This is a genomic window from Shimia sp. R9_1 (genome assembly GCF_017743775.1).
Taxonomy (GTDB): domain Bacteria; phylum Pseudomonadota; class Alphaproteobacteria; order Rhodobacterales; family Rhodobacteraceae; genus Shimia.
The window spans coordinates 434,136-457,982 of record NZ_JAGHRN010000001.1 but is presented as its reverse complement, the minus strand read 5'-3'; the positions used below and the strand labels follow the sequence as shown (position 1 = coordinate 457,982).

The following is a 23,847-nucleotide window of genomic DNA, read 5'->3' as shown; positions in this document are numbered from 1 at the left end:
CAGTCGCTTGTGCCACAAAAAATGATCCAAGTGAAGGTGTAAGGCCCTGATGACGCGCCCGTATTTCACAGCTTATGAGACGCGCAAACCGCCAGTGTTTGCCCCGATGTCCGCCCGCCAGCGCGCGATCTGGCATTTTTTGGCAGGCTGCGCTGTCGCCGCCGGAGCCTATTATCTGCAGTGGCGCTGGAGCGCGTCTTTGAACGCGGATGCGCTGGGGTTCTCAGTGCTGGTGGTCGGGGCCGAAACACTGTTTTTTCTGGGAACCCTTATGTTTTATTTTGATTTTTGGGACGAAGGGGACACGCTCGCTAGGCCCTATGATAGCGCAGCGTTTGAGGCGGCATCAGGTGCTTCCGCGCCGCAAAGCGTCGATATCTTTATCACGACCTATGATGAGGATGTGGCCGTTGTGGCCCCATCGATATCGGATGCAAAGGCGGTTATCGCGCCCGAGGATATGCGCGTGCAGATCTGGTTGCTGGACGATGGGGATCGCGCGGACATGGCGCAATTGGCCAAGCATCACGGCATCGGGCATTTTGCGCGAAGCGAAAACCTGGGTTTCAAAGCTGGCAATCTGCGCAATGGGCTGCTGCGGACGTCGGGCGACTTTGTGGTCATCTGCGATGCGGATACGCGGCTGTTGCCGACCTTTCTTCAAAACACGCTGGGCTATTTTTCTGATCCGCAGATCGCCTGGGTGCAGACGCCCCACTGGTTTTATGATGTGCCGCCGGGGGAGAGCTGGTCTGACTGGATTGTCAGGCACATCGGAGGCACCCCTGCACATCGCTTGGTCAGGCTGGCCGCAGCTGTGCTGACCTGGCTCACCGGGCGCGGCCGGATTGGGGCAGACCCTTTCCTCGCAGATCCCACCGTGTTTTTTGACGTCATTCAACGCCGGCGCAACCGGAACAACGCCGCATTTTGTTGTGGGGCGGCCTCAATCCACCGGCGCGAAGCGGTGTTTGCCGGGGCGATAAAGCGCAAATCGGCTGCGGTGGGGCGGTTGCAAACTCGTTTGACGCAGCCCGTGGCGACCTGCCTGCGCGCGCTGCCATTGCAGCCATACCGGTTTCACGTGTCAGAGGATCTTTATACATCGATCCTGCTGCATGAGGATGCGGCGGCGGGATGGAAAAGCGTTTACCACCCGCAGGTTGAGGCGCGGATGTTGTCGCCCATGAGCTTGACTGCCTGGGCCGCGCAGCGCCTGAAATATGCGGGCGGCACATTTGACATAGCGGCGCATGACAACCCGATTTTTCGGCGTGGCCTGAGCTGGCGTCAGAAGCTGCACTACGGTGCGACCTTTTGGTCCTATCTCAATGTCCTCTGGGCGCCGGTACTCCTGCTTGCACCAGTGGTTTCCCTGACCACAGCTGTGACGCCGGTGAAAGCTTATTCGCTGGACTTTTTTATGCATTTCCTGCCCGCGGTGGTGCTGGGGGAGCTCGCGATGCTGGCGGCCTGCAAAGGGTACCCTGTCGGGCCCGGGCGGGTGCTTGGCGTTGCCGCGCTGCCTGTGCATTGGCATGCGTTTATTTGCGTGCTGCGCGGGCAAAAGCCGCGATTTGCACCTACACCCAAATTGCCGCTTGTTGGCGGCGGGCTGCGGCATGTTTTGCCCCATCTCGTGCTGCTTGCTCTTATGAGCGTGGCCGCTGCTGTTGGTATTGTGCGCACCGCGCTTGGTCACACGGACTTTAGCGCGCCGCTCTTGTGGGTCAACCTGTTTTGGCTTGGGGTCAATATGACGCTGATTGCGCGGCTGGTGCCGATGGCCTGGTGGACCCCGCCAGCGGCGCGCCACACCGAAGAAACGCAGACAGAACCGGAGGCCGCCCATGGCGCATGTCAGCTTGCAACCTGAGAAGACCCGCAATTCCAACCGCATGAGCTGGGCCTTTGTGGTCGGGCTCTTGGCCACGGCGGGGCTTGCGGTTGGGACCGATGGCTGGGGGCAGGTGATGCGTCAAAACACGCTCGCCACACTGTCCGAGGAGCTGCGCCATGTGCCGCAGCCGGCCCGCGGGTTGACCGCACAGGATTGGCAGGATGCTGAAACCGCCTGGCGGTATTTCCAAGCCAATTTCCGTGCAGAAACCGGATTTGTCGATGCGGTTGACGGCCACCCCAATGCGACGATGTGGGATCAGGGGTCCCATTTGCTGGCGTTGATGGCGGCAGAGGGGCTTGGGCTGCTGTCACGGCAGGATTTCCTGACGCGCAGCGAGGCCTTGATGGCGGGGCTTGAGCGATTGCCGCTATTTGAGGGCCGTTTGCCCAACAAGGCGTATGACACGCGCAGCCTGGTGATGGTGGATTACGCCAATACCCCGGTGGCGGAGGGCGTCGGTTGGTCGGCGCTGGATGTGGCGCGCATGTTGATGGCCCTGCGGGTGTTTGAAATCAGCGAGCCGTCCTATGGACCGCGCATTCGGGCGCTGCTGGCGCAATGGGATTTGAGCGCGATGACGGTTGATGGGCGGCTTTGGGGCGCCACCCGCGAAGATGGGGTGACGCAATACACGCAGGAGGGGCGCATCGGTTATGAGCAATATGGCGCGCGCGCCGCGGCGCTTTGGGGGTTGGATGTGCTTGAAGCCAGCACAGCCCGCCCGATCCTGGCCTGGGAAACGGTCAGCGGGGTGGAGGTTGCGGCGGACAGGCGGCGCGCAACCAGCTTTGGCGCGATCACACCGGTTCTGAGTGAACCCTATCTTTTGCAAGCGTTCGAGGTCGGGCTGAACAGTGAATCACGCCTGCTGGCGAGTCGGGTCTATGCCGCTCAGGAAGCGCGCCATGCGCAGACAGGGGCGGCGACGATGGTGTCAGAAGATCACATCGATCAGGAACCACATTTTCTTTATGGCGCGGTTTATGGCAACGGGCAGGATTGGGCCGTGGTTGCAGAAGACGGCAGCCTGCATGACGATCTGCGCACCGTGAGCCTGAAGGCGACCATTGGCTGGGATGCGCTTTATGGCACGGCTTACACGGAGAACCTGCGGGAAGAGTTGTCGGATCTGGCCGGGCCAACGGGCTGGATGGCGGGCCGATATGAGGCTGATGGGCGCGTCAACACTGCTTTGACGCTGAACACCAATGCGGTGGTTCTGGAAGCGCTTCACTATAAGCACAAAGGCCCCCTGCTGCGCTGATGGCAGCGGGTGGGGGGCTATGGTTGGCGTCTAGGCTGACAAAAGGCCCCGACTTGAGGGGGAGCATACCCACATAGCGGGGGGGGCGCAGCTTTGCGCGGCGCAAGATATAGCTGGTGTGAAGGCGGTTGGCACGCAGGCGTGATCTCTCGAGCTGTGCTACGGTGATCAGAGGTTTGCTGTGGCTTTTGCTCCTGCCCGTCAGAAACTCTGAAGGATTGTCTTTGCCGATCCAGACAGAATGTCAGTGAATGAGCGCTCTGGCACTGTCACCTCGATCGCGGCATGGGTGCCAGCGGGCAGATCTTCCAATGTGCTTTGAAGCAAGTGGTCGGTTTCCTGCGGGCGCAGTTCCAGCTCCACCTGTGCCAGCGTTGCGGCGTCTTTCGCGGGCGTGATCTGCTTGATCTGACCTGATATCTGCGCCTGGAGTTTCCCCATGTCCAGCAGACGGACGGGCAGGTGGTCGCCCGCTTTCAACTGAGCAGCCTGTTCTTCCGGGAGCGTGATTGCCGCATGAAACACCTTGTTTTGCGGCTGGTGAATTTGCGCGAGCGTCAGCGCGGTGTCTGAGGCCGTTTCCGGTGACAGCTGTCGCAGACGCAGAAGCTGGCCGGTGCCAGGGGAAATTAGCCAAGGCGCGTCGATAAGGGCGGACAGCGCGGTCAGCTCCGCCTCGATTGTCAGCGCGTCCTGTTCCAGGCGCTGCACCTCATTTAAAACAGTTTTTCTTTGGGTTTCCTGCAGGAGGGCCAGATCAAACTCCAATTCACGAATGGAGGCCTCAAGCGCTTCTTTCTCAATCGCGGCGCGCAGTTTGAGCACGCTCTGTGCCGACGGTTTGGCCAGGGCTGCGCGGGCCAGCAGCTCCTGCACGGCTAAGGCACTTTTGCGGCGCAGGCTATCGCGGCGCTGTTGCAGCTTGTCACGGGTCAGCCGGTTGAGGCGATGGGTGTTGTGACACCGCGCCAAGTTGCTTTCCTTACGCAGATCCAGGGGAAGATCAGCCTCCGCTGAAAGCGCATCGGTGGAATTGGCGGGTGCTTCGGAGGCGGGCGTGCCGGTATTTTCCTGAAGCAAGCACCAGCGGTGCTGCCGGTTCAGGGCCAGTTGATTTGAGAGCTCTATGCTATGCTGGACCATTGCGTCCCGATCATACCGGGCAAGTTTCTGCCCTTTGGAGACGTCATCGCCATCTTGGGCCAGTACGGATTGCAGGACGGCGCCCGCGGGCAGCACCACGGGGAGCGTGCGCGCCTGGCTGACAAAGGTGCCGGAGTAGCGCTGTGTTGGCGTGATGGTGATGTGCTGGGAGAGGGACCAGGCACTGACCCCGAGCAGGGCGCAAGAGGCCGTGGCCCAGCCCAGCCAGACCAGCGGCATCCGGTGAAAACGGCGCGGCGGTTTGAGATCAACGCTGACGGGGCGCATCATGGCTCACCTTGCGAGAGGACAGCAGTCGTGGATCATAGGTTTTGATCGCCACAAGCAGGATGCCGCCGCCATCAGAGGCGCTGCTTTCCACATCAAGCGAGTCGCGCATGATCTTGGCCAGCGGGGACAGGCGCTCCCCGTCCACCGAGGTGTCTGCGGCGGTTTTGGCTTTCTGGATCGCACCAGAAGAAAGCGCGAGGCGGCTGTCGATCATCCGGATCTGGCATTTGCCGACAAAATGCTTGAATTCAAAGGATAAGCTGTCTGCCTCTGTTTGTGTCTCAATCCCGGATTGGCAGGCCAGACTGAGCATTTCATTGGCCACCATACAGACAGCGCGGCGGTTGGCCTCGTCCCCCTCGCGGCGGAAATGGCTGCAGATCCAGCCATCCAGCGCCTCTTCGCTTTCAAGGCTGCGCGGGGTGACAAAGCGGTGCCAACCGGAGGCCTGCCTTTCGCGGATGTCTGAGGTGGCGGCAAATTCGATGATCCGCCCGTTTTGCATCATCAAGAGTTGGTCACATTGTTCCAGCAATTGCCGGTTTTCGGTGATCATCAGCGTGATGTGGCCCAGACGTGCATCAGATTTGAGGCGCTGTCCCAAGGCCACCAACAGGCTTTCGCTGGCGCCGTCTTCGGGGCGGTCGAGTAGATAGAGGCTGGGCCGCAGCGCCAGTGCGCGCGCAAGTGCCAGCGCTTTTTGTTCGGTGCAAGAAAGCTGCGTGACGTCGCTGGCGTTTTGGATGCGATCCACAGTATCGGCGGTGAAGACCAGATTTTGCAGTGCTTTTCGCGCGCGCTGCAACTGCAAATCGCCGATAAAGCAGCTGAGATTGTTGGCGCCGCCGCCAGGCACCGAAAGCGGCATTGGCCCCACCAAGGCAGAGGATAGGGCGCGGGCTTCGGCATGACGCGTCCAAAGCTCTGCGCCCTGCAACGCGACGTGGCCTTCCACCAAAAGCCCATCAAGATCATGGGGGGCATGCAGGGCGCGCAGCAGCAGGGATTTGCCGGAAAAACTGTCCCCAGACAGGCCGATGATCGTGCCCGGCTCTGCGCGGAAAGAGGCATCGGACAAAAGGGGCGTGCCGTCCGGCGTGCGCACAGAGAGATGGCTGACGATCAACGCTGTGTCGTCTCCTTCAGCGTCTGCGGAATACGGCGCAGGCAGTTGGCGCACCTCGGCCGCACGGTGCTGCAACTCCGGATCGGCGCGGGATATCTGGCGGAAGAAGGCGGTGAAAGCGTCGGCTGACCAGCAGGTTACGAGGGCGATGGTGGCGATGGCCGCGACGTTGAGCACATCTTGGGCCACAAGCCAGGAGGCCATGGCAAAGCCACCGATCAGGCCGCACAACGCGAGCGCGCTTTGTGTGGCGTCCAGAAAGGCGCTGTCTCCCCGCGCGGCATTGGCGAGATCAACCGCGCGCTGATCGCGCCCGGACAGAAAGGCGACGGCCTCCTGCGGCAGAAATTCCCACATCGGCTCAGAGCGCATTTTTTGCGCAACGACCCCGCAGAACAGCCAGCTGAGCGCGGCAGTGAGCACAAAAGGCACCGCCAAATAGGGGGAGAATACAGCAAAGATGGCACAGGCAAACAGCCCGACAACCGCCCGCCCGGTCACCGCATGGCGCAGCCGCATATAGCGGTATCCGGCCAAGGCGCGATTGTGGCCCACTTCAAAGATGATCATCCCCAAAAGTGGCACGACAGCCCCCACGGCCAGCAGGGCCGCCAGAAGTGTCTGCCCGTTCAACGCAACCTGCTCATAAAAGAACACCACAAAAATCGCGACCGAGAGCAAACACAGGCCGCTGCCCAGAGAAAACAGGATGGAGATCGCCGTGGCCCACATCGGGGTGGCGCGATCCTGAAAAGGCACCGGCTGCGCATCGGTGGGGCCAGCAGACCGTCTGGACGCTTCCAGAGCGTTTTGAGGGGGAGACATATCGGACATAACCAAGGAAACCTTCACAACACGCCTTTGTTTTAGCGCGCAGAAGTTAACAAAAGCATTGCATGGTAAGGTGTTTTCAATTTTATGTTCTTATTTTGTTCAAATTGGTAATTGGCGGTGTTGGTTGCCAATTGTTAATAGCTTTGTCGTTTCATGGTTGCATTCCGTTTGGAGTGTGTTTGATGAAGAGTGCTGTTGGTTCTGGCAAGCGGTCGCCGCTACGGGGCGTTGTTATATTCTTTGCTGCCGTGCTTGTGCTGAGCGGGGCCGGATATTCGGTTGGCCTATCTGCGCGCAAGGTGTTTCTGGCGCAGGAAGAAGAGATCATTCCGATCATCGCCGGCGGTGAGCTGGATGACATTCCTGCGCTGATGCGGGGGAATTTGCCAAGCGTGACAAGCAGCATGCTCACGGATGTGCCACGTCGCACAAAACCGCCCCGAATGTGTGAAATGCCCGCGGATTATTTTGACACTTTGGAGCGCGGCCTGAGCGTGCCGCATGGTTATGACAAGCACAACGCATATGTGCGTAAGTATCGGGCAAGGCGTGGTTTTCTAAATGAACGGGAGCTGCGGGCGGCGCGCGTTGCCTGGCACTATTTTGAGAAATTCACGCAGGAGTCCACGGGGCTTGCAAATTCGGTGGGCAACTACCCTTCCACCACGCTTTGGGACACGGCCTCTTACATGGCGGGGTTGGTGTCTGCCTATGAGCTGTGCCTGATTGAGAAGCCGGAGTTTGACCGCCGGATCACCCAGCTTCTGACAACGGTGAAGGGGCTCGAGCTGTTTCGTAAAGAACTGCCCAATAAAGTGTATCACACCAAGACCGGCGCGAAGGTGGATTATACGAATAAACCGGGGGAAATCGGGTTTTCCGCTTTGGATATCGGGCGGTTTCTTGTGTGGCTGCGTATTTGCAAGAATCGCTATCCTTATTTGGCAAATACAATTGATTCCGTATTGCTGAAATGGGATTTTCGTAATGCCATTGACTCTGAAGGGTTAATGTTTGGCGCTTATATCGATAAAGAAACCGATGAGACCGTTTATGCCCAAGAAGGGCGCCTTGGCTATGAGGAATATGCGGCCAAGGGATTTGCGCTCTGGGGGTTTCAGCCGCGTCTGGCCCATCGGGCGGAGCCGTTCCTGACAGCCTCGATTTTTGGCATTCAGGTGCCCTATGACGGGCGGGATCCGCGGGTGTTTCATTCCCAAAACTATGTGGTGACGGAATCCTATCTACAGGACGGGCTGGAGCTGGGGTTTGACATGCCCCATGACGACAGCAGCCCGGAATGGGTGCACACGGATGGCTGGCGGGCGGAGTTTGCCGACCGGATTTATCAGGTGCAGGAAAACCGCTGGCGGCAGACCGGGTTTATGACGGCGCGTTCTGAGCACAATGTCAAAGGCCCGCCGTATTTCACCTATGATACCATCTTCTCGGATGGCTACCCATGGAACACGGTGACGCCGCGCGGCGACTATGTGCCGGATCACTCCGCCGTGGCCGCCAAGGCGGCGCTGGGCCTCTGGGCTTTGTGGGAAACCGAATATACCGATGTGCTCTATGAGGCGATCATCGAGCTCTATGATCCGGAAAACGGCATGTATGAAGGGCTTTATGAGCGTGGGCAGGGCCGTGTGGCGATCTATACCGCCAACAACAATGGCATCATTCTCACCTCCCTGCTGCACAAGGTGCAGGGCACCATTCTGACCCCGTACACCGGCGACACCGAGGTCTGGTACACCGCGTTCCGCGATCAGGATATCCGGCTGTTACGAAACTATCCGGATCCTCCACAGAAAGACGACTGGCTCCCGGCGCTGCGTCATTCCGTTCAAGAGAAGGCTGATTACTGATGCGATATTTTGTTCAAACCCTCGCCGCAGCGGCTGGCGCTGCGCTCTTCGCAGCCACATCAGTGGGAGCACAGACGGTTGGCGTGCCCGAGCGTGTAGAGGAGGCCTTTGCCTCGGAAAATGCGATTTTGGACACCTCCATTCCCTTTGCCATTGGCGCGCGGGAGGCGCGGCAGGCTTTGCGCGGGGCGTTCGGCTGGCCAAGCTTTCAGGAAGGCTTGGTGGAGGGGGTCTATTTCCGGTTTGATCCGGATGGCTATGCTCGCTTTGCGCCCACGCCCCGACTGGATGTGGATGTTTTTGAGGTGATTTGCCGCCCGCGCACCTATGCCTGTGCGGCGCGAAAAGAGGGGCTTGAGGCTTTCCTGACGGATCGCGGGCAGCTGCAGGTCAAGCTTGAGAACGCGCTGGCCGGGGACCAGTTCTTTGTTTCAGAAGGGGTGTCTGAAATTCAGGTGCCGGAGCGGATTTTGCAGCCCTTGGATGTCCCGCTTGAGTTGCTTTTGGGATCGGGCGGCGAGCTGATTGTACGCCGCGGGGGATCTGAGGTGTCGCGTGTGTCACTCAAAGGGTTTTCGGCGGTCACCGCCTATCTGCGCTGGATCGCGGCGCGGCAGGATTATTCTGTTTTGCCAAGGGGCTGGCCGGTGCCAAATGCCGACGGGGCAGGGGGCGCGGGATCGATGACACAACCTGCCGCCTGGAACTCGCCCATGCCGCAGCCACAGGTGCTTGCGCCTGAATATGCCAGTGCGCTTGCCGCCGGGATTGCCCCTGCGACCACGGCGAGCCCGGTGACGTTGGCGGCGCCCAACGCCACGGCCCAGCCGCAAGCCGCGTCTGCGCCGATGGCCGACACGGTCAGCGGGCAAGAGCTGCGCACGGAGCTTGAAACGCTCAAACAGATCATTTTGCAGGCGCAGCTTGGGCGGGCAGCAGAGGTGCCTGATACGAGCCCCGCACCGGCATTCCCGTCGCAGGCTGCGATGCCCGTGAGTGGGGCAGGGGGCATGCAAGCAGAGCCCAGTCTGGCGCAACTGCTTGCGGCGGTTGAGGGGTTGCAGATCCAATTGGATGGGCTGCAACAAGAGCCGTCTCCACCGGTCGCTGAGGGGGCTCCTGGTACTGGCGAGCCGGTCTCTTCAGTGCTGAGCGCGCAGCCTGAGGTGATGCCGCAAAGTCCCGCTGCGCAGCCTCAGTCTGACCAGCGGGCGGATACAGTGAAGAAGCTGGATTATCTGATTTCCGACTTGGGACTGGATCCACAAGCCGCGCTGCGGGTGCTGCAGATGGCGGCCAAAGACACAGTCCAAGGCGTGGGAGCGCATCCGACCACTCCGGTTGCTGCAGAAACACTCAGCAGCCCTGCGCCACTTGCGCCGGAGCCTATTGCCAAACCGGTGCTCTACCAGAATGAGCTTGTGGATCAGATACTTGCCGAGCTTGAAACGGATATGATGGCCGCAACAGGTGGTGGCGAACCTGCAGAGCCAACCGTCAGTCAGGTGACTGTAGAGGACTACATTTTGCTTTCGCGCTACTTCAAATCAGCGGTTCTGCCGGAACTTGAAGCCATGGCCGCACAGCAAAACCCCTAGAGGGAGCGCAGTGACGCGGAGCGCGACAGGATGGGCTGTGAGGCATTGAGGGCATCGCGCTCAAATCCGGCGGCTGTTTGATAGGTGCGCATAAAATCGGTGCGTTCTTTGGGAGAGATCACTGCGTCAATGTCATCAAATTGCCCACCGCATAGCTGGGCGATATGTTTGAGGAGGCCAAAGGGGCCGTCTGCGCGGTTGCGCAAAACCAGCTTGGCCACGGGATCACAAAGTTTGTTGTTGTAGTCGGCAAGCGCGGCGGGTGTAACACCCAGATCGCACAGGCTTTTGCCAAGCTCGCGCGCGTCGATGATGGCCTGTGTCGCCCCGTTAGAGCCGGTCGGATACATCGCGTGGGCCGCATCGCCCAAAAGTGCCACGCGATTTTGGTGCCAATACGGCAAAGGATTGCGATCTATCATCGGGTTCTCAAAGGCTGTAGGCGTGGCAGAGATCAGAGCCGGGACATCCAGCCAATCATATTTCCAGTCTGTAAAATGCCCCAAAAATTGCGCCGGGGGCACTGGCGAAAACCAGCTATCCTTGGGCCAGTCCGCATCGCCATCAAGGGTGATTTCAGCGATCCAATTGATCTCGGCCAGCCCGGTTTTCGCATCTGCTGGTGAGATCGGATAGAGCACAACCCGTTTGTCATGCGTCCCCAGCCCGATGAAGGATGCTTTTGTACGTAAGGGCTTTGATAGACTCGTGCCTCGCCACATGAGAACACCGCCCCATTGAACGCCACCGTCGTCGGGGTGCATTTGCGCGCGGACCTTGGAATGGATGCCGTCAGCACCGATCAAAAGCTCAGCTTTGGTTTCGCCCGTAAGGCCGCTGCGGGTCTTCCAATGGGCCGTAACGTCTTCTTCTGATTGGGAATATCCGAGCACTTGGCGATCTGTGATCAAGGCGTCAGGCCCTACCTTGGCCAGAAAGGCGTCGCGCAGCATCATATGAAACCATCCGCGATGCACCGCGTATTGCGGCCAATGGTAACCCGCAGCCTCGCCGCGAGGTTCGCTGTAAATATCTTTGCCGTTCAGACCTACCAAAGCCCATTCGGTGATGGGCAGGCCAATGGCGTCAAGATCGCGCCGTGTAAAGCCGAGCTCAAGCAGTTCGCGCATGGCGTTGGGTTGCAGATTGATGCCAACGCCCAGCGGGCGGATCGTCTCCACCGCTTCGAGAACCACCACCGGCTGGCCGATCTGGTGCAGGGTCAAGGCGGTGACCAGCCCGCCGATGCCGCCGCCGGCGGTGACAATTGGTAGATCAGAGGCTGTTGGCATGGCGCTTCCCGATTGTTTGCGCCACAGTAGCAGCGGGGCGGTGTCTGACAAATCCCAAAGACCTTGCCTTGTGGGGGGCGCATTCGGTATCCCCATGAAAAGACGGTGAATTGTCAATGGAACCCCATGTGGCGTAACGCTCTTCTTTCTGGTGTCAAACACGCTGCCTGCGCGGCGATGCTGGCGCTTGCGCCTGCCGGCGCGCAGGCCGGAGAGGTCTCTGTCTTTGCGGCCGCCAGTTTGGCGGAGGTCTTGAACGACCTGGGGAATGCCTTTGAAGCGGCGAGCGGGCATGAGGTGGTTTTGACGTTGGCGGGGTCTTCGGCGCTGGCGCGGCAGATTGAGTATGGGGCGCCTGCGGATGTGTTTGTCTCCGCCAATGCGGCTTGGGTGACGCATTTGGAGGATCGCTCTGTTTTGATGCAAGGGCAGACAAAAACCTTATTTGGCAATGACTTGGCTTTGGTTGTTGCGGCGGATGATCCGGCCGCGCCTGTAGAGTTCTCTGACGTCGACTTTGACGCTTTGCTGGCGGACGGGCGGTTGGCGATGGCCTTGGTGGAGGCTGTGCCTGCGGGGGTCTATGGGCGACAAGTGCTTGAAAACATGGGGCTTTGGCGGGATGTGGCACCGAAGGTGGCGCAGGTGGATAATGTGCGCTCGGCCCTTGCGCTGGTGGCGCTGGGCGAGGCGCGGGCCGGGGTAGTCTATGTGACGGATGCTTTGGCGGAGGAGCGGGTCCGCGTTTTGTCGGCCTTTCCGTCGGAATTACATGATCCGATTGTGTATCCTGCGACTGTTGTGGCCGGGCAGGATCGTCCTGAAGTGATTGAATTTATGGAGTTTTGGCAAGGCGAAGCTGCGAAGGCCGCCTTTGTCGAGCGGGGCTTTCGGGTGCTGGAGGGCGGTGAGTGACAGAGTGGCTGGGGCCAGAGGAGTGGGCTGCGGTGGCGCTGTCGCTGAAAGTGGCGTTTTGGGCCACGTTGGGCGCGCTGATCCCCGGTGTTTTTGTAGCCTATACGCTGGCGCGCTGGCAGTTTTACGGCAAGCAATTGCTCAATGTTTTTGTACACTTACCGCTTGTCCTCCCGCCTGTTGCGACAGGGTATTTGTTGCTTGTGACCTTTGGCACCCAAGGGGCCTTGGGCGCAGCACTGAAAGAGGTTGGGATCGTCTTTGCCTTCCGTTGGACCGGCGCGGCGCTGGCCGCGGCAGTTATGGCGTTTCCGTTACTGGTGCGTTCGATCCGGCTGTCGATTGAGGCGGTGGACCCGAAATTGGAGCAGGCCGCCGCCACTTTGGGCGCAAGCCGCTTTTGGGTGTTCATAACCGTGACGTTGCCGCTGATTTTACCGGGCATATTGGCCGGGATGGTGCTGGCCTTTGCCAAGGCCATGGGCGAGTTCGGCGCGACCATCACCTTTGTCTCCAATATCCCCGGACAAACCCGCACCGTGCCTTCGGCAATCTATGCGTTCCTGCAGGTGCCGGGCGGGGAAACGGCGGCGATCCGGCTCGTTATTGTGGCCATTGTGGTGGCCATGGGCGCTTTGATCCTGTCGGAAGTTCTGGCGCGGCGGATTGCGCGGAAAGTGGGGCAAGCATGAGCCTATCCGTCGAGATAAAACAGCGCTTTCAAGGGTTTGACCTTGATGTGCAGTTTGAGGCCCCACCGGGTTTGACGGTGCTGTTTGGCAGCTCAGGCTCGGGCAAAACATCGGTGATCAATGCGGTGGCAGGGCTGAGCCGCCCAAGCCATGCGCGCATCATAGCTGCCGGACGCAGGCTGGTGGACAGCGATACAGGCCTGTGGACCCCGCCACACAAACGCGCCGTGGGTTACGTCTTTCAAGAGGGGCGTTTGTTTCCGCATCTGAATGTTCGCAGCAATCTGCTCTACGGGGCGGGCTATGCCAAAGAGCGGGCCGAGGTGGCGGGCTTTGATCAGGTGGTGGAGATCCTTGGGATCGGGTCACTTTTGGAGCGGCGTCCTGCGGCGCTTTCAGGAGGGGAAAAACAGCGGGTGGCGATTGGTCGGGCGCTGTTGGCGCGCCCTGAGATGATCCTCGCTGATGAGCCGCTGGCCGCTTTGGATGAGCCGCGCAAAGCGGAGATCCTGCCGTATTTTGAAAGGCTGCGCGACGAATTTTCGTTGCCAATTCTTTATGTTAGCCACTCAATTGCGGAGGTTGCGCGGCTGGCGACAACGGTGGTTGCGATGGAGCAGGGGCGCGTTGTGCGGGTTGGCCCTGCGGCGGAGGTGCTGTCTGATCCCAGCTTTACGCCGTTGGGTGTGCGGGCCGTGGGGGCGGTGCTGGAAGCGGAGGTTGCGGCCCATCATGCGGACGGGTTGACGGAACTCAGCGCCAATGGGGTGCCATTGATGTTGCCGAAAGTGGCGCATCCGGTGGGGCATTCGGTGCGCGTGCGGGTTGCCGCGCATGATGTGATCCTGTCGCGAGAGGAACCTAAGGGATTGTCCGCGCTCAATATTATCGCGGGAACCGTGCAATCGGTGCGGGCCGGAGGCGGGCCGGGGGCCATTGTCTCGGTAGACACAAAAGCCGGTCGTGTGCTGGCGCGCATCACCCGCCGCTCTGCCGAGGCGCTGGCGTTGCGCGAAGGTGTTGCGTGCTATGCGGTGATCAAGTCGGTCTCGGTCGCGCCACAGGACATTGGCACGCGGTAGCGCAGTTTTTTCGGGTTTTGAGTCGCTTTGTTAACGCGGACCCCCTGACCGAAAAGCGCCTTCGGTATCGCGTCGGTATCCCTACGGTATTGCGTCGGTGTTAAAAGGCGTCACACAGCCAGAGCGAGTGGTTAACGCAGCGTACGGCAACCGCGCCCTAGAGCACGCCGATTTCGGCCAAAGCGCGGTTTAAGTCGTCAGGCAGCACGTCGTCGTTTTCGCGGCCTTCCGGCAGATCGGCGGGGGCGTCTTCGGGCTTCAGGTAGCGCCAGCCCTGAAACGGGCGCTTGAGTGCGGCCTGCGTGAGGTGGACCTGCGGGTCCAGCACAATGGCGCAGCGGCGGATGCCGTCTGATCCAATCACTTCGTCCAGCCGTATGATCTTTTGGCGGCACTGGATCGACCCTTTGATCACCCAATAGATTGAGCCGCCGTTGAGAATTTCAGCCTCCCGTTTAGGCCACATGCGGGTGACGTGACGGGGCAGCCCATCGGGAAAACGACGGGCATTTGCCTCTTGCCAAGCGGCCAGAGTTTCGGGAGTTTCCGACCCGACGGACAGTTTTACAAGATGGACTGATTTATCCACAGCTTTCCCACAGGGTTATGCACGGAGCCTACAGTATATAGTGGGTTCATTAACCTTCAACCCCAAAATCATGTGGCTTTTCTTTGCTTGGGACACTATTTGCCCGTTGCCACCATACACGGGTTTGTTATAGGTTAAGAAACCCTGAACATCATAGCAGAACAGTCGAGGACGCCACGATGAGCCGTTTCGCCGCCCCTATTGCCGAGCAAATCTGGGATATGAAGTATCGTTTCAAAGAGGCGGATGGCACGCCGATTGATTTGTCGGTGGAGGACAGCTGGCGGCGGATCGCGCGCGACCTTGCGCGCGTGGAAAAAGACCCGGCCAAGTGGGAAGACAAATTTTACGCTGCGCTGGAAGACTTTAAGTATCTGCCAGCGGGCCGCATCACCGCAGGTGCAGGCACCGCGCGTCAGGTGACACTGTTCAACTGCTTTGTGATGGGCACGGTTCCTGACAGCATGTCCGGCATCTTTGACATGCTCAAAGAGGCGGCGCTGACCATGCAGCAGGGCGGCGGCATCGGCTATGATTTCTCCACCATTCGTCCGCGCGGCGCGGATGTGAAAGGTGTGGCGGCGGATGCCTCTGGCCCGCTGTCGTTCATGGATGTTTGGGATGCGATGTGCCGCACCATCATGAGCGCGGGCAGCCGCCGTGGCGCGATGATGGCGACCATGCGCTGTGACCACCCTGATATCGAGCATTTCATCACCGCGAAGTCCGATCCGGCGCGTCTGCGGATGTTCAACATGTCCGTGCTGGTGACCGATGCGTTTATGGAAGCGGTGAAGGCGGATGGCCCCTGGGAGCTGGTCTTCAAAGACCGCGTGTATCACACGGTTCAGGCGCGTGATCTGTGGAACAAGATCATGCAGAGCACCTATGATTATGCCGAGCCGGGCGTGATTTTCATTGACCGCATCAACCAGCGTAACAACCTGAGCTATGTGGAAGAGATCGCGGCGACCAACCCGTGTGGGGAGCAGCCGCTGCCGCCTTATGGCGCGTGCCTGCTGGGGTCGATCAACCTCGCGCGTCTGGTGACCGATCCGTTTGAGGCGGCGGCTGAGCTGAATGAGGCGGCGCTGACCGAGCTGGTGGCGACCGCTGTGCGGATGATGGACAATGTGGTGGATGCCTCCAAGTTCCCGCTGGAGCAGCAGGCGCAGGAAGCCCAAGCCAAGCGCCGTATTGGCCTTGGCGTGACCGGTCTGGCCGATGCGCTGTTGATGCTGGGTCTGAAATACGGCACCGAAGAAGCCGCAGCCCAGACCGAAGCCTGGATGAAAGCGATTGCGCGGGCGTCCTATCTGGCCTCTGTGGATCTAGCAAAAGAGAAGGGGGCCTTCCCGCTCTTTGACAAAGAGAAATACCTCGCTGGCGGCATGGTGCAGGATCTGGATGAGGACGTGAAAGCGGCGATTGCAGAGCATGGCATCCGCAACGCACTGCTGACCTCGATTGCGCCGACCGGCACCATCAGCCTTTATGCGGGCAACGTGAGCTCGGGCATCGAGCCGGTGTTTGCCTATGCCTACACACGTAAAGTGCTGCAGAAAGACGGCTCCCGTACCGAGGAAGAAGTTGTTGATTATGCTGTGCAATTGTGGCGCGACAAGTTTGGCGACAAGGAACTGCCGGACTACTTCGTGAACGCGCAAACTCTGGAGCCAGCGGCGCATGTGCGCATGCAGGCGGCGGCGCAGAAGTGGATCGACAGCTCGATTTCCAAGACCATCAACTGCCCCGAAGACATCAGCTTTGATGCGTTCAAAGACGTCTATATGCAGGCCTGGGACACCGGCTGTAAGGGCTGCACCACGTATCGTCCGAACGATGTGACCGGCTCGGTTTTGACCGTGTCAGAAAGCGATGAGAAGGCGCCGGGCGAACAGCCTGCTGATCACGTGGCCGACAGCGGTGAAGTGATCTATATGAGCGAGCCGCTGGAGCGTCCGCAGAGCCTTGAAGGCGCGACCTATAAGCTCAAGTGGCCCGACAGTGAGCACGCGATTTACCTGACCGTGAATGATGTGATCATCAACGGCCACCGCCGCCCGTTTGAGGTGTTCATCAACTCCAAAAACATGGAGCACTACGCCTGGACTCTGGCGCTGACCCGGATGATTTCGGCGGTGTTCCGTCGCGGTGGCGATGTCTCCTTTGTGGTTGAAGAGCTCAAAGCGGTGTTTGACCCACGCGGCGGCGCCTGGATGGAAGGCAAATACATCCCCTCCATTCTCGCAGCCATCGGCGGCGTGCTGGAGCGCCACATGATTGCAATCGGCTTCATCGAAGGCGAAGGCATGGGGCTGAAATCCGACCCGAAGGCCGAGGTTGTGGCGGTGGGCGAAGCCCCACGCGGCAAAGCCTGCCCAAGCTGCGGAGACTTCTCGCTGCAGATGGTGGAAGGCTGCATGACCTGCACCAGCTGCGGCTACAGCAAGTGCGGGTGAGGTCGCTGGGGTAGAGGCTTCATCGCCCCCGTGATCCCAAAGTTTAAGGCGGCGCGTATTGCGCCGCCTTTCTTTTTGCCTATTCGATTTTCCCGTTCAGAGACAGAAGCATGTCAGTTAGACAAAATCAAAATTGTAGATCTCAAAGTTGTCGATTTCCCCATCCAGATAGGATCTGAGAAGTGTGGCGCTGTCATTGGCGCTGCGGACCTGGCTGGCACCCAGAGTGAAGGGTTCGTTGTTGTTCATCAGACCCACCGGATCGTCATTGAGGATCGGCTCCTCGTTGAAACCGAGGAACACAAAGTCATCGCCGTTTCTCTCAAACAGGGTCATGCCGTTCACGTCGCTGACCTGATAGACCAGCGTGAAGGCCTCACCCGCGGTCACGGTTCCGGCAGCCGTTTCAATGAGATAGCTCTCTGTGGCGCTTTGATGCCGGATCAGGATCGAACCGTCGCCATCCACCAGCGCTGTCAGGTGGTCACCGTTGTCAAACCCGCGAGAATCGCGCGAGAAGAGCGCCTGCCAGGAGGCGTCGTTCACATTGGTTCCGCTGTCCGTTCCATCCAGCGCGTCAATCGTAAAGGTGATCTGGATCTGGGCGGTTTTGACCAGATAGGGCGCGATATTGGCAATTTCGACGTAGTCGTTGACGCCGTCCAGTTGCACCGCTCCCATTTCAACCTGCACCCCGCGCTGCAGCAGTGCTGTATTGGCATTGGCAGATCCGTCAAACCCCGGCAGGTTTTCATCGTTAAACAGCCATTGGCCGAGCATGGACGCCGGGGGTGGGGCCTGGGTCACATCGATTGTCACAGTGGCAGTGTCGCTGCCGCCATTGCCGTCTGAGACGCGGTAAACAAAGCTGTCCTGACCAAAGAAGTTGTCATCAGGCACATAGGTGAACCGCCCGTCGGACTGCAGGACAAGAACGCCGTTGCTGACATCGGTTTCAAGGCCGACCGACAGCGGGTCATCCTCCGCGTCACTGTCAGCACCCGCGCCATTGTCCTCAAGCACGTTGCCCTGCACGGATTGGTCTTCCTCTGTTTCAAAGCTGTCGTCTGCAGCCACAGGTGCCGTGTTGAGCGCGGCGAGACCGTCAAATATTTCAAACCGGTCAATGGCGCCTTCAAAGAAGTTCAGCAACGGATCAGCAGTGTTATCGCCACTGATCACTTGGCTAGCGCCTAAGGTCCAGGGCTCTTCATTGCCGATCAGGCCCACCGGATCGCCCCTTGTCACCGGGTCGGTGTTGGTCGCAACCAAGCTTGGGGTCGCGCCGTCGACGCCGACCAGAAGCTGCAAGCCTTCAGTGGGATCAAAGATATAGGCGATGGAAGCGGCGACGCCCGCAGTGATCGTGCCTGCTTCGGTTTGCAGATAATAGCTTTGTGACCCGCTTTGATGGCGGACAAGTAGAGAGCCATCACCGTCCACCAGCGCGGTGATGTGCCCGCCTCCGTCAAATCCGCTGGAGTCGCGGGAAAAGAGCGTCTGATAGCTGGTGTCTTTGATGCGGCGGCCGCTGTCTTCCCCGTCCAATGCGCTGACGGTGAAGTCCATTTCTATCCGGCCGGAAGTGAGGGTTTCATAAGGCAGAATACTCTCGATTTCCACGTAGTCGCCAATACCATCCAACAAAGCCGCGCCAGCAGGGGCGGATACGTCATCGCGCAATTGTGCCGTGTTGTTGTTGACGGTGCTGTCCAGGCCCTCGTTGCTTGGGTCATCAAACAGCCAGCGCCCGATTGATCCCCCGCCAGAAGAGGGTGGCTGGACGGTGACCGTGACGGTTGCGGTGTCTGTGCCGCTGTTGCCGTCGTCGATGGTGTAGGTGAAGCTGTCTGATCCGCTGAAGCCGTCATTGGGGGTGTAGCGGATGGTGCCGTCGCTGTTGATCTCGGTTGTGCCGTTGGGGGCGTCGCCCACCTCGGAGATGGTCAGCGTGTCACCCTCCACATCGCTGTCGTTGTCGAGCACGGCGATGTCGATGGCGGCGGCTGCGCCGGTGCTGGCGCTGTCATCTGCGGCCACAGGCGCATCATTCACGCCGGTCACGGAGATGGTGACGGTGGCGGTGTCTGTGCCGCCATTGCCGTCTGAGACGGTGTAGGAGAAGCTGTCGGTGGTGCTGTCGCCCACGCCAAGGCTTTCAAAGGCGCCGTTTGGATCATAGTCAAAGGTGCCGTCGCCGTTGTTGGTGACCGCGCCGAGAGTGCCTGTGGTGTCAAGCGCGCTCACGGTGAGTGTATCACCATCCACATCGGCGTCATTGCCCAGCACGGAGGCGGTGACAAAGCCCGTGTCCTCATTGGTCTCAAACCCGGCCCCGCTGTCATCATTTGCGGTCGGCTGATCGTTGGCGCCGGTGATGGTGAGGGTTGCGGTGTTGGCGGTGCTGTCGCTGCCGTCGGAGACGTCATAGGCGACGGTGACCTCAAAGCTCTCATCTTGGGCGAGGTCTTCGAACTGGCCGTCATCCAGGGTGAGCTTGCCGCTGTCCGGATCAAGGCTGGTGCCGAGCACGCGGCCGTCTTCGGTGGTGATCAGGACATTCTCCACCGACAGCGGATCACCATTGGGATCGGAAACAAAGGTCGGGTCGAGCAGATCGACCATGCGGCCGGTCTCGTCCTCGCCAAAGCCGGCGGTGATCGCGGCGACCTGCGGCGGCTGCTGGGGATCGGGGGCGACGGTGACCGTGACGGTTGCTGTGTCTGTGCCGCCGTTGCCGTCGTCTATGGTGTAGGTGAAGCTGTCTGATCCGCTAAAGCCGTCATCTGGGGTGTAGCGGATGGTGCCGTCGCTGTTGATCTCGGTTGTGCCGTTGGGGGCGTCGCCCACCTCGGAGATGGTCAGCGTGTCACCCTCCACATCGCTGTCGTTGTCGCGCACGGCGATGTCGATGGCGGCGGCTGCGCCGGTGCTGGCGCTGTCATCTGCGGCCACCGGCGCATCATTCACGCCGGTCACGGAGATGATGACGGTGGCGGTATCTGTGCCGCCATTGCCGTCTGAGACAGTGTAGGCGAAGCTGTCGGTGGTGCTGTCGCCCACGCCAAGGCTTTCAAAGGCGCCGTTTGGATCATAGTCAAAGGTGCCGTCGCCGTTATCGGTGACCGCGCCCTGGGTGCCTGTGGTGTCAAGCCCGCTCACGGTGAGCGTATCACCATCCACATCGGCGTCATTGCCCAGCACGGAGGCGGTGACAAAGCCCGTGTCCTCATTGGTCTCAAACCCGGCCCCGCTGTCATCATTTGCGGTCGGCGCCAGATTCGCATCTCCAAAGACAATGTCGTCCAAGATGATGCCATCCCCGTCGCCGCCCGCATTCAGAACCACGATCCGCGCTATCGGGACGTCAGAGGAGAGGCCGCAGAAAATGCGATTGTTGGCGCCAGAGCCGATGATCCCATCAGACGCCTGTGTAACGGTGTCTTCAAACAGCACTATTCCTGATGCGGACAAAAACTGGATGGTGGTCGGTGTGGTCGGATCGTTGTTGCTTGCGCCCAGATTGCCAATCCAAAGCCCTGCGACTTCGGCAGGTTCGTCAAACACGATTTCGAAATTGTCATCACCGTTGTCAAAGCCGATGGCGCTGGAGGAGGTCTGGAAGATTGAGGCGGAAATGCCGTTGGGCGCTGAGTTGACGTTTATGCTTCCGGTCACCAGTCCGAGAGATGTCGGGTCGATCACGTTGATGTCGCGCGCAACAATGGTCACCCCATCAAACTCGGTTCCGCTCAGGGTGTCCTGCGCATTAAACTCATCAAAGGTGAGCGTCGTTGCGTTGCCGATGTTCATTTGGAATTCGGCAAAGTCGCGGAATGCTTGCTGGTCTCCAACCTCGACGGACACAGTGGCGGTGTCGGTGCCGCCGTTGCCGTCTGACACGGTGTAAGTGAAGCTGTCGGTCCCCGTGAAACCGTCATTGGGAGTATAACGAATGGTGCCGTCTGGAGTGAGTTCGGTGGTGCCATTGCTGGCGTTGCCGACCTCAGAGACGGTCAGTGCGTCACCATCAATGTCTGCGTCATTGCCCAGCACATCAAGTTCGACCGCTGCGCCTGTGCCGGTTTGGGCGGTGTCGTTTGCAGCAAGCGGGTCATCGTTTGCTCCTGTGATGGTGATGGTGGCGGAGTTGCCAACTGAGTCACCGCCATCGGTCACATCGTAAGACACGGAAATGTCAAACGTTTCTCCCTGCGCGAGATCCTCAAACTGCCCGTCGCCCAGCACCAGCAAGCCGGTTTCCGGATTGACGCTGTTGCCGACGGTGCGCCCATCCTCCGTAGTGATCTGAACATTCTCCACGTCCAGATCGTCGCCATTGGGATCAGAGACAAAAGCCGGGTTGAGTAAATCTACCAGACGCCCTGCCTCGTCCTCACCAAAACTCGCGGTGATCGGTGCGGCGACAGGGGGCTCCGGTGGGGGCGGCCCGTTTTCAATGATTGTCGCCGTCCCGACGGTCCCCGCGTTTCCGCTGGCGAGATCAGCGGTTGGCGTGATGTCCAATGTGAAGGTTTCATCCAGTTCGTCGATCAGATCCGCCACAATCGGCACACTCACAAAGGCGCGGGTTTGGCCTTCGGTGAAGGAAATCACGCCGTTTTGTGGGGCGTAGTCCGCATTCGCTGTGGCCGTGTCAGCATTGGTCTGAAACGCGAAGCTCAGATCTTTGTCGGCCGGGCGTGACAAGGAGATATCAAACACCGCAATAGCGCCGCCCGGAAGGTTTTCGATGACCTCAGGAGAAGACACAAACAGCGCGAGGTTGTTGCCGGTGCCGTCGTCATCGAGGATCCAGCCTGTGGTGCGGATCACCGGCGCGTCGCCTGCGAGCGCGGCGCCGCTGGGGTCAAAGAGCTCGAGCACCACGGCTTCATCGGTCTCATCCACCGCATCCGCATCGATGCGGTAGCTGATGGTTTTGGAGGTCTCGCCGGGAGCAAAGGTGAGGGTGTTTTCCAGGGAGCCGTAGGCATCGGTCTGCCCGGTGCTGGAGCCGCTGGAGCCAACCCCGCCGGTGCCCGCCAACAGGCGGAAATCCACGGTGACCTCATCAGCAGAGGGCCCGTCCAGAGAGACAGTCCAGCTCAGGAAGTTGGGGTCCACGCCGGAGGTGGCTTCAAAATTGGAGGCCGCGCTGACGTTGATGGTGGGGGCGCTGCCGCCCGCATCATCGTCAAAGATCTCCGCAGACCCGAGGGAGACATTGGCCACCGGGGCGGGCTTGGTGAAGTCCAGGGTGAAGAGCTCGGATGGCTCGATCTTGGTGTCGCCAAAGACCGGCACGGTGACCGAGGCGGAGGTCTGCCCGGCGGCAAAGGTGAGGGTGCCGGAGGTGGCGGCGTAATCCTCACCGGCCAGGGCGGAGCCGTCGATTGTGGTGTAATCAACGGTGAAGCTTTCCGGCGCCGGGCGCGACAGGGAGATGTCAAAGGAGGCTTGCGTCTGGCCGCTGTCCCCTTCGAGCACCACCGGGCGAGAGACAAACAGCGCGAGGTTGTTGCCGGTGCCGTCGTCATCGAGGATCCAGCCTGTGGTGCGGATCACCGGCGCGTCGCCTGCGAACGCGGCGCCGCTGGGGTCAAAGAGCTCGAGCACCACGGCTTCATCGGTCTCATCCACCGCATCCGCATCGATGCGGTAGCTGATGGTTTTGGAGGTCTCGCCGGGGGCAAATGTGAGGGTGTTTTCCAGGGAGCCGTAGGCATCGGTCTGCCCGGTGCTGGAGCCGCTGGAGCCGACCCCGCCGGTGCCCGCCAGCAGGCGGAAATCCACGGTGACCTCATCAGCAGAGGGCCCGTCCAGGGAGACAGTCCAATTGAGAAAATTAGGATCAACACCAGATGTTTCCTCAAGGTTGGAAACAGCTTCAACCGAAATAAACATTTCGAAATACCCTGAAATACAAATTAACCAAAACTAAGCTGAAGGTTGTGGTCAGGTTGCCGTATCGTCAAGGGGGTGTTTTTTGTTGGGTGGGTAGCTGTTTGATTTTAATGAAATATTAATAAATGACCAAGAGGCCCGACTAATTGAATGGCAGTCAAATGCTGAAAATACAGGCGAATTCGTTGAGCGGCTTTTGATGAATGGCAATAGTTTCAATAGGTAAGGGTGTTTTCTTTTTGAGAATCACATTGCCTGTTTCCATCAAATTGCTCTCTCTCAGTGTTTTCTTTTCTCCAATTCGAAAATTGCAGAATTAACCAATTCGTTAAAGCAAAAAGAGCCGCAGGTTCTCTGCGGCCCTTTGTGTGGACGGTCTGCTTTAACCCGTCTGCAAATCTCAGGCGGTTGCGGTTTGCTCGTCGGATTGATGCAGGCCGACCACCAGCAGCACGGTCAGGCCGAGGACGGTGTAGTACCAGAACTCAAGGCCGGTGAAGCCCAGCAGCATGGGGGCGGCGACAAAGACCACGCCGACAAGGCCGTCGACGGCGAGGTGGACGCTGTAGGGCAGCACGCGGATGAGGCCGAGGTGGTGGTCGGTCAGAACGGTCAGAACAAAGGCGGCGATGCCGGTCAGGACCGAAAGCCAGAAGGCCAGCGGGGCGGTCTCGCCCAAGCCAAACAGAAACGGCATGGCGATCAGGCCGAAGGCCACAGGGTAGTCGAGATATGCATGGATGTTTTTGGTGATGAAGCGTGGAAACATGGGTATGTCTTTCTCTCTTTTTGGCGCTGATCATCAGCGGCGATAGGGAGAGGTTAGATGCAGGTTTCAGCTTCATGAATGCTCGGAAGTTCGTCTGTATGTGCAGATC

General features: G+C 59.6%; 14 protein-coding genes. 8 read left to right on the top strand and 6 right to left on the bottom strand.

The genetic code is table 11. From position 1 onward, the window contains the following. Positions 1–49 precede the first annotated feature (49 nt). The gene (locus J7399_RS02170) at positions 50–1,876 is read left to right on the top strand and encodes a cellulose synthase catalytic subunit (protein ID WP_209083886.1); all 1,827 of its coding nucleotides are present in this window, start codon (positions 50–52) and stop codon (positions 1,874–1,876) included. Further along, a complete protein-coding gene (locus tag J7399_RS02165; RefSeq protein WP_209083885.1) occupies positions 1,851–3,167 on the top strand; it encodes a DUF3131 domain-containing protein in 1,317 nt (438 codons plus the stop codon). Before J7399_RS02170 ends, J7399_RS02165 begins: the two co-directional genes overlap by 26 nt. Before the next feature lie 201 nt (positions 3,168–3,368). Here J7399_RS02165 and J7399_RS02160 read toward each other — a convergent pair whose 3' ends face one another. Together J7399_RS02160 and J7399_RS02155 are read right to left on the bottom strand one after the other, a co-directional pair. Further along, on the bottom strand, positions 3,369–4,598 hold the full coding sequence (locus J7399_RS02160) for a hypothetical protein (RefSeq protein WP_209083884.1): 1,230 nt from the start codon (positions 4,596–4,598) through the stop codon (positions 3,369–3,371). Further along, complete coding sequence (locus J7399_RS02155) at positions 4,579–6,561, bottom strand: ATP-binding cassette domain-containing protein (RefSeq protein ID WP_209083883.1); 1,983 nt, start codon at positions 6,559–6,561, stop codon at positions 4,579–4,581. Before J7399_RS02155 ends, J7399_RS02160 begins: the two co-directional genes overlap by 20 nt. 182 nt (positions 6,562–6,743) lie before the next feature. Here J7399_RS02155 and J7399_RS02150 point away from each other — a divergent pair, with 182 nt between their 5' ends. Continuing rightward, the gene (locus J7399_RS02150) at positions 6,744–8,432 is read left to right on the top strand and encodes a DUF3131 domain-containing protein (RefSeq protein WP_209083881.1); all 1,689 of its coding nucleotides are present in this window, start codon (positions 6,744–6,746) and stop codon (positions 8,430–8,432) included. Further along, entirely contained in the window at positions 8,432–10,030 is a 1,599-nt protein-coding gene (locus J7399_RS02145) for a hypothetical protein (RefSeq protein WP_209083879.1), read from the top strand. The genes J7399_RS02150 and J7399_RS02145 overlap by 1 nt, the downstream gene beginning before the upstream one ends. On the opposite strand, the gene J7399_RS02140 is transcribed toward J7399_RS02145, so the two are convergent. Beyond that, a complete protein-coding gene (locus J7399_RS02140) occupies positions 10,027–11,322 on the bottom strand; it encodes a flavin-dependent oxidoreductase (RefSeq protein WP_209083877.1) in 1,296 nt (431 codons plus the stop codon). The two genes, J7399_RS02145 and J7399_RS02140, sit on opposite strands and share 4 nt — an antisense overlap. A 126-nt stretch (positions 11,323–11,448) precedes the next feature. Here J7399_RS02140 and modA point away from each other — a divergent pair, with 126 nt between their 5' ends. The 3 genes from modA to modC are packed head-to-tail and all read left to right on the top strand — an operon-like array spanning position 11,449 to position 14,011. Then, positions 11,449–12,237 (top strand): molybdate ABC transporter substrate-binding protein, encoded by a 789-nt coding sequence (gene modA / locus J7399_RS02135; protein ID WP_209083876.1) that lies wholly within the window; start codon positions 11,449–11,451, stop codon positions 12,235–12,237. Beyond that, complete coding sequence (gene modB, locus J7399_RS02130; RefSeq protein ID WP_209083874.1) at positions 12,234–12,929, top strand: molybdate ABC transporter permease subunit; 696 nt, start codon at positions 12,234–12,236, stop codon at positions 12,927–12,929. The genes modA and modB overlap by 4 nt, the downstream gene beginning before the upstream one ends. Continuing rightward, positions 12,926–14,011: a molybdenum ABC transporter ATP-binding protein gene (modC, locus tag J7399_RS02125; RefSeq protein ID WP_209083872.1), complete on the top strand. Its 1,086-nt coding sequence runs from the start codon at positions 12,926–12,928 to the stop codon at positions 14,009–14,011. Before modB ends, modC begins: the two co-directional genes overlap by 4 nt. Positions 14,012–14,168: 157 nt before the next feature. Here the strand turns inward: modC and J7399_RS02120 are convergent, their stop codons facing one another. Then, entirely contained in the window at positions 14,169–14,600 is a 432-nt protein-coding gene (locus tag J7399_RS02120; protein WP_209083870.1) for a DUF1489 domain-containing protein, read from the bottom strand. Between the two features lie 179 nt (positions 14,601–14,779). Between J7399_RS02120 and J7399_RS02115 the strand changes: the two genes are divergently transcribed. Next, positions 14,780–17,062, top strand: coding sequence for an adenosylcobalamin-dependent ribonucleoside-diphosphate reductase (locus J7399_RS02115; RefSeq protein WP_209083867.1), 2,283 nt, complete (start codon positions 14,780–14,782; stop codon positions 17,060–17,062). A gap of 117 nt (positions 17,063–17,179) precedes the next feature. On the opposite strand, the gene J7399_RS02110 is transcribed toward J7399_RS02115, so the two are convergent. Both J7399_RS02110 and J7399_RS02105 read right to left on the bottom strand, forming a co-directional pair. Then, positions 17,180–22,969: an Ig-like domain-containing protein gene (locus J7399_RS02110; RefSeq protein WP_209083865.1), complete on the bottom strand. Its 5,790-nt coding sequence runs from the start codon at positions 22,967–22,969 to the stop codon at positions 17,180–17,182. Positions 22,970–23,369: 400 nt separating this feature from the next. Then, a complete protein-coding gene (locus J7399_RS02105) occupies positions 23,370–23,738 on the bottom strand; it encodes a hypothetical protein (protein ID WP_209061042.1) in 369 nt (122 codons plus the stop codon). Positions 23,739–23,847 lie beyond the last annotated feature (109 nt).